Raw genomic sequence first — 5,044 nt, forward strand, 5'->3', positions numbered from 1 at the left:
CCATGAACTGAGACAACTGTGAAGAACCAAAGAATTCTTTAATAGCTGCAGTCACTGGACGAATGTTGATGATTTGTTGTGGAGTCAGCACTTCATTGTCCTGAACGCTCATCCGTTCGCGAACATTACGCTCCATTCGAGAAAGTCCCAGACGGACTTGGTTAGCTAAAAGCTCACCAACCGCACGAATACGACGGTTCCCCAAGTGGTCAATATCATCCACGCGACCGATGCCTTCTGCCAAGTTAAGGAAATAGCTCATTTCAGCCAAGATATCAGCTGGTGTTACAGTCCGAACTTTGTCAGATGGGTTCGCATTGCCAATGATGGTCACAACACGATCTGGATCGCCTGGTGCGACAACCTTGAACTTCTGCAATTCCACAGGCTCTGTCAAGACAGCTGAGTCGTTTGGAATATAAGTGATCTTGTTCAAACCATTGTCCAATTGCTCTGCAATACTGTCAATCACACTGCGAGTCATGACTGTACCAGCTTCGACTAGAATTTCACCTGTTTCAGCATCTACTAAGTGCTCTGCCAATGTTTGATTGAGCAGGCGGTTCTTGATGTTGAGCTTCTTGTTAATCTTGTAACGACCAACGGCAGCCAAGTCATAGCGATGTGGATCAAAGAAACGAGCCACAAGCAAGCTACGTGAGCTTTCAGCCGTCTTAGGCTCACCTGGACGAAGGCGCTCATAGATTTCTTTCAGAGCTTCATCCGTACGAGAGTCCATTGGATTCTTGTGAATATCTTTTTCGATGGTGTTGCGCACCAAGTCGCTGTCACCAAAGATGTCCAAGATCTCATCATCGCCCGAGAAACCAAGTGCACGAACCAAGGTCGTAAATGGAATTTTACGCGTCCGGTCAATACGAGTATAGGCAATGTCTTTTGAGTCTGTTTCTAGCTCCAACCAAGCTCCGCGGTTAGGAATAACGGTTGAGCCGTAGCCAACTTTGCCGTTTTTGTCAACCTTATCGTTGAAGTAAACACCTGGTGAACGCACCAACTGGGATACGATAATCCGTTCACCACCATTGATGATGAAGGTTCCCATTTCAGTCATGATTGGGAAGTCACCAAAGAAGACTTCCTGTGTCTTGATTTCACCAGTTTCCTTGTTAATCAAACGGAAAGTCACAAAGATTGGCGCTGAGTAGCTAGCATCGTGGATACGAGCTTCTTCCAGCGTGTATTTAGGCTCACGGATTTCATAGCCGACAAATTCCAATTCCATGGTGTCGGTAAAGTTTGAAATAGGAAGCACATCCTCGAAGACTTCTTTCAAACCATGGTCCAAGAAATCTTTAAACGAGTCTGTTTGAATTTCAATCAAGTTTGGTAAATCAAGAACTTCTTTAATTCTTGAAAAACTACGACGGGTCCGATGTTTCCCGTATTGAACGTCATGTCCTGCCAAGTTTCTAACTCCTTTTTTATAAAGTACAGAGGGAGGAATCGGAGAGAATTGAGATTTACCGATTATTGGAATAATAACCATCTACCTCTCACATCACACTCTTCTTCACTCTTACCAAGGGGAGACCCCTTCTACGCCATTGACTCTCGTCAAAACAGCTACAATCAGTCCCTTTTGCTAAGTTTTTAGAATCTTTAAGTTTGCGTTACAAATCCTAGAATTCTAAAAAATAGACACAAAAAGAGCAGCTAAATCTGACTTATAAAAAGTTTGATTTAACTGCTGCAAGCCTTAATCGGACAATATTTCAATTAAAGCACACGACAAATTATTGATACTATTATACCGTATTTATCTAGAAATTGCAAGGCTTTCCTCTACTTTCTGAAAAGTTGAAAAGCCATTCTTATTGTCCTAGTTCCCCTGTCGGTTACTGCTAGAATTAGTCCCATTATTGGAATTCGGATTAGAGCTAAAATTAGAACCAGAATTAGAGGTATAACCACCCAAGATTGCTCCCCAAGCTTTCTGATAATCCGCATCTGATGCGCCGATACCAAAGCGATAGCTCGTCGTTGGAGCGCCATTTTTAGCCCAGTAGCTAGGAACAGTCGGACCGTTTAGATTGATGGAGCGACCGTTGATTGTGACGGTTCCTGGTCTTTCTCCAGTAGACTTGAGAACATCAGACTTGATAACGCTCGAATCAAGATTGAACTTCTCTCCGATTCCCCAGGCCTCTGGATCCGCTTCATAAATGGCATTAGCCAGATAAGCCATATAGGCTGCATTATTATTGTAGCCTGTTAGGGCAGCCATAGAGGTATTATCATCATGACCAATCCAGCCTCCAAGAGTCATCCGAGGAGTAGAAAGCATGAGCCACATATCACCATTGCTGTTGGTTGTACCAGTCTTGCCAATCCAATCTGCACCTGCCAAAGTGCCATTGACTTGGCTAATTCTTGATTTAAAGGTCGTAGTTGCGCCAGAGTTGAGCACGCCTCGCATCAAGTTCTGCATAATCGTTGCAGTAGCAGGCGAATAAACCTGAACTGGTTTTGCCTTATGCTCATAAACTACCTTGCCGTCTGGAGCTGTGATCTTTTCAATCATATACTTTTCTTGATAAGAACCGTTATTAGCCAAGGTCTGGAAACCGTTGGTGTGCTGAGCAACCGAAACCTCGATTCCCCCACCCATTGGTAGACTTTCAATATCGTAGTTGTCAATATGGTAGCCCATTTTTTCCATATAGCCTCGGACATTGACACCCTTCTCACGAAGTGCACGATAGGTCCAATAAGCTGGAATATTCCAAGAAGTATTGAGGGCTTCCTGCAGGTCCATCATGCCTGTCCCACGACTGTCCACGTGCATAATTGGCTCACCGCTGGAGAAGTTCGTCGGATAATTGGAAAGGACACTTGCGCTTCCCATCAGCCCTTGGTCAATGGCAATCCCATAAGCTAAAATCGGCTTTATAGTCGAACCAGGAGATCTTTCCGTATCAAAAGCATGGTTGTTTTGATTAGAACTATAGTCTCTACCACCGACAAAACCAATAATGGCTCCTGTTTTATTGTCCTGAAGGACATTTCCAACCTCGACCATTCCTGTCCCATCATCCAAGAGACCACCGTAGTTGGCAACTGCATTCTGCATCGCCTGATGAATCGAATGATTGATGGTTGTTGTGACCGTATAACCACCCTCGCTCAGCTCTTTTCGAGCCAACTCTTGATAAGCTTCAACCGTTGCATTATTTTTTAATTCTTGCTGGGATACGTTGTCTCGCTGAATCAAATACTGATACATGGCCGTCTGCGCTTCTGAAAAAGCTGTATGGTAGAGGTAACTATGCGAGCTCTTTTGAAGGCTCTCAGTCGGCTTAAAATCTTGCGTCAGATCATAGTCTTTGTACTGCTGATAGTCTGCCTCACTCAGTCGACCTGTACGGTACATATTATACAAAACATTCCGAGCCCGCTCTAGACCTAAAGCCATATCATCTGGACTCTTCAAACTGCCATCAGCGGCATAGGGCGAATAGACAATCGGGCTCTGAGGCAATCCTGCAATAAACGCAGCCTGCGGAATGGTTAACTCCTTGGCTGATACACCAAAAATCCCTTGAGCTGCTTCTTCCACTCCAGCAATATTTTGTCCTTTGTTATTCCGACCAAAAGGTGCTACATTCAAATAAGCAGTCAGAATCTCATCCTTAGACATATAGCGTTCCAAAGCCAAGGCATCAACAATCTCTACTGCCTTCCGCTTGAAAGTCGGAGCATCCCCCACGACCTGCTGCTTGATCAACTGCTGAGTTAAGGTCGAGCCCCCGCTGGATGAACCAACTCCAACTACAGAACCTAAGGTTGCCCGCAGAACCGCCTTGGGCACAACACCATTATGAGTTTCAAAGTTCTCATCTTCCGTCGCAATGATAGCATTTTTGACATTATCAGAAATCGCATCGCTGGCAACTGGGATCCGCAACAAGTCATTATCGATTTCAGAAATCAACTCTCCATTAGCATAGGTCAGCTTGGAAATCCCAGAAATTTTATTAACCTGACTTACCAGCTCTTCCTGCTTCGTCACAGAGACATCACTAAAAAGGCTGGCGGCATAGCCCAATCCGAGTCCAGCTCCCAATACTATTCCAAAAAAGATAAATACAAAAGCGACATTTAAGAGTAGTTTTACTGTCCGAAAAATAACGGAAACAATATCCAGTACCGACCAAGTCTCTCCTTTTGACTTAGACGTCTTAGCAGGTGAGGGCTCCCCCTTACCAAACTGTTTTAACTTTTTTATAAATGGTTTCAACATAGATTCTCCTTCTCGACTATTATAGCAAACATCAGCAGATTATATCAAGAAAGAGTTAATTCTAGCGCTTTTACAAGAATTATCTTCTGGCTACTCATTGCTATTTGTCGCGTTTGTGATACAATAGAAAGATAAGACAAAAAATAATTGAGCAAGGGCAAAATCTTTGCTATCTTAGAAAAGGAGAGACAACTATGCACATTTTTGATGAGCTAAAAGAGCGTGGTTTAATTTTTCAAACTACGGATGAAGAAGCTTTGCGTAAAGCCTTAGAAGAAGGGCAAGTCTCTTATTATAGCGGATACGATCCAACAGCGGACAGTCTTCACTTAGGTCATTTGGTGGCCATTTTGACCAGCCGCCGCTTACAGTTAGCTGGTCACAAACCTTACGCCCTCGTCGGTGGTGCAACAGGTTTGATTGGCGACCCATCCTTTAAAGATGCAGAGCGTAGCCTGCAAACCAAGGAAACCGTTGATGGCTGGGTTCAGTCTATCCAAGGCCAACTGTCACGCTTTCTTGACTTTGAAAATGGCGAAAACAAGGCTGTCATGGTCAACAACTACGACTGGTTTGGCAGCATCAGCTTCATTGACTTCCTCCGTGATGTCGGAAAATACTTCACTGTCAACTACATGATGAGTAAAGAGTCTGTAAAAAAACGGATCGAAACAGGGATTTCTTACACAGAGTTTGCCTACCAAATCATGCAAGGTTATGACTTCTTTGTCCTTAACCAAGACCACAACGTAACCCTTCAAATCGGTGGTTCTGACCAGTGGG

General features: G+C 44.0%; 2 protein-coding genes and 1 pseudogene. 1 reads left to right on the top strand and 2 read right to left on the bottom strand.

The features are described 5' to 3' along the window. Positions 1-1,426 (bottom strand): annotated as a pseudogene (locus RWS39_RS09130) (DNA-directed RNA polymerase subunit beta); the annotation flags it as partial. A 414-nt stretch (positions 1,427-1,840) separates the two neighbouring features. After that, positions 1,841-4,261, bottom strand: coding sequence for a penicillin-binding protein PBP1B (pbp1b, locus tag RWS39_RS09135; RefSeq protein WP_390896059.1), 2,421 nt, complete (start codon positions 4,259-4,261; stop codon positions 1,841-1,843). Positions 4,262-4,455: 194 nt separating this feature from the next. On the opposite strand from pbp1b, the gene tyrS reads away from it, so the two are divergent. Further along, positions 4,456-5,044, top strand: a 589-nt coding sequence (tyrS, locus tag RWS39_RS09140) for a tyrosine--tRNA ligase (RefSeq protein ID WP_314482784.1), incomplete at its 3' end; no start/stop codon positions are given.

The organism is Streptococcus cristatus, assembly GCF_963529205.1.
Lineage (GTDB): Bacteria > Bacillota > Bacilli > Lactobacillales > Streptococcaceae > Streptococcus > Streptococcus cristatus_O.